The organism is Pseudomonas sp. 2VD (genome assembly GCF_005503585.1).
In the GTDB taxonomy this organism is placed as follows: domain Bacteria; phylum Pseudomonadota; class Gammaproteobacteria; order Pseudomonadales; family Pseudomonadaceae; genus Pseudomonas; species Pseudomonas aeruginosa.
Window position 1 is genome coordinate 1 of the sequence record NZ_SCND01000586.1, and the last position, 2,123, is coordinate 2,123.

The window sequence follows — 2,123 nt, forward strand, 5'->3', positions numbered from 1 at the left end:
CCTGAGCGCCGGCGAAGTGGTGTCCGCGCAGCCCATCGAGCTGGGGCACCGCCCGCTGGCGGTGCGCCGGCACAGCGAGTCGGTGCTCTGGTGCAGCTATGCGCAGCTCTGCGAGGTACCGCTGTCGGCGCTGGACTTCATCGGCCTTTGCGACCGCTACCGGGCGATCCTGATGGACGACCTGCCGTGCCTGAGCGCCAGCCAGCGCGAAGGCCGCATAGCCCGTGGCACCGAGGACGGCGCGCAACTGGTGGAGGCGGGGGATCGCGAATTGCCGCAGTTGTCGGTGCACGACGACGGCGTGCGGCGCTTCATCGCCCTGGTGGACGAATGCTACGACCGCAAGGTGCCGCTCTACCTGGAGGCCAGGGTGCCGTTGGAGGCACTTTATACCGAGGGCTACCTGGCCTTCGCCTTCCGTCGCACCCTCAGCCGGCTGCGCGAGATGCAGCTGGCACGCTTCGGCAGCGACAGCGCCGGCTAGCGCCGCGCCGCCGAAGCGGGAACTGCGGATGGCCGCCCGCGCTCATCCGCCGGCCAGGCCGAGGCTCAATAGCCGTGCCGGCGCAGCAGCGCGTCCATGTCTTGCGCCGCCGGGCGGCCCTGGAACTTCAGCAGTTCCGAGGTGCGGTTGGTGAAGAAACCGTCGACGCCGGCCGCGCCTAGGGCCTTGAAGTCTTCCGCCGAGTCCACCGAGTAGGCATGGATGAACAGCCCGCGCGCGTGGGTCATGCGGTTCATCCAGGGTTTCACCAGGTCGGCATAGCTCTGTTCGCCGCGTTCGCTGAGGGTCGCCGAGGGCCCGGTGCCCAGCGCGCCGTGGGCCTTGGCCCAGTCCAGCCAGGCGCCGAACTCGGCTTCGGACTTCACTTCCTGCCTGGCGTAGAAGGCTGCCTTGTCGGTTTCCCCGGATTCCTTGAAAGTCACTGGCGAGCGGGCTTCCAGGTAGCCGTCGCCGAGCCACAGCAGGAGAATCTTCGGCACTTGCGGCATGCTTTCCTGCAGCAGTTCCAGGCTGCTCTTCTCGAAGGTCTGCAGGATCACCCGGCCATTGCCGTGGGCCACGTCGACATGCCCGGCGGCGGCACGCTCGCGGGGTTGCAGCCAGCCGCGGCGTTCCAGCAGCTTGCGCAGGTCGTCTTCGATGCCGGGGAATTGCGCCGGTACCTTGGTCTCCAGGTACAGGCCCGGCTTGTTGGCGCCGCCCTCGGCGATATCGAGCATCTCGTCGAGGGTGAGGATGCGCAGGCCGACGAAGCCGGGCCGGGCGCGCTCGGGGAAGGCGCGATTGAACCAGGAGCCGGCGTCCAGGCGCTTGAGTTCGGCGAGGGTGAAGCTGCTCACCGGGTCCTTGGCGCGCCCCGGGAAGACCTCGGCGACGTCGGTGGTGCGCTCCAGGGTGTCGTCGTGGAGGGCGACCAGCACGCCGTCGCGGCTGCGCTGCACGTCGGCTTCCAGGTAGTCGGCGCCGAGGTCGCGGGCCAGCAGGTAGGCCGCGGCGGTTTCCTCGGGGGCGTCGTACGAGGCGCCGCGGTGGGCGATGACCGCCGGCCAGGGCACGCCGGCGGCGGCGCTGAGGGCCTTGCCGGACGGCTCCGCGGCCTGGGCGGCGAGCCCCGCCGTCAGGCCGAGGAGGCCCAGGGTCTTGAATGTTCCTTGCCAGAATCTTTGCCGCATAAGGCGCCTTTCCTTCTTTCTTTTTCACGGGATTGCCGACCAGTCTGGCGTCGCCGGATGACCGCAGGACGACAGATACAGGTCTGTCCGGCGCGGGGGAAAGATGCGCTGTCGCGGCGACGCTGGTTCCTGTCGCCCTCGGCAAAGCGCCAGCCCTCCCAGGCCGGGAGGGCGGATTCTACAGGCGTTTGTTCAGCAGGCGGGCCAGGCGGTCGCCGCCGAACTGGATCAACGTGACCAGCAGCACAAGGACGATGATCACGGTGAGCATCACCTGGGTGTCGAAGCGCTGGTAGCCGTAGCGGTAGGCCAGGTCCCCCAGGCCGCCGGCACCGATCGCGCCGGCCATGGCCGAGGAGTTGATCATGGTCACCAGGGTGATGGTGAAGCCGCCGACGATGCCCGGTCGCGCCTCCGGCAACAGTACGTTGCAGATGATGTGGCGG

Annotated in this window: 3 protein-coding genes; 1 reads left to right on the forward strand and 2 read right to left on the reverse strand. The window is 68.9% G+C overall.

Annotated elements, in window-relative coordinates; genetic code table 11:
* On the forward strand, window positions 1-484 hold a 484-nt coding region (gene zapE / locus FFS27_RS32055; RefSeq protein ID WP_121341640.1), incomplete at its 5' end, for an AFG1/ZapE family ATPase.
* A 65-nt stretch (window positions 485-549) separates the two neighbouring features.
* On the opposite strand, the gene FFS27_RS32060 is transcribed toward zapE, so the two are convergent.
* The gene (locus FFS27_RS32060; RefSeq protein WP_003124592.1) at window positions 550-1,677 is read right to left on the reverse strand and encodes a glycerophosphodiester phosphodiesterase; all 1,128 of its coding nucleotides are present in this window, start codon (window positions 1,675-1,677) and stop codon (window positions 550-552) included.
* Window positions 1,678-1,855: 178 nt separating this feature from the next.
* Window positions 1,856-2,123: ABC transporter permease subunit (locus FFS27_RS32065; RefSeq protein ID WP_137952517.1), on the reverse strand; the 268-nt coding region annotated here is incomplete at its 5' end.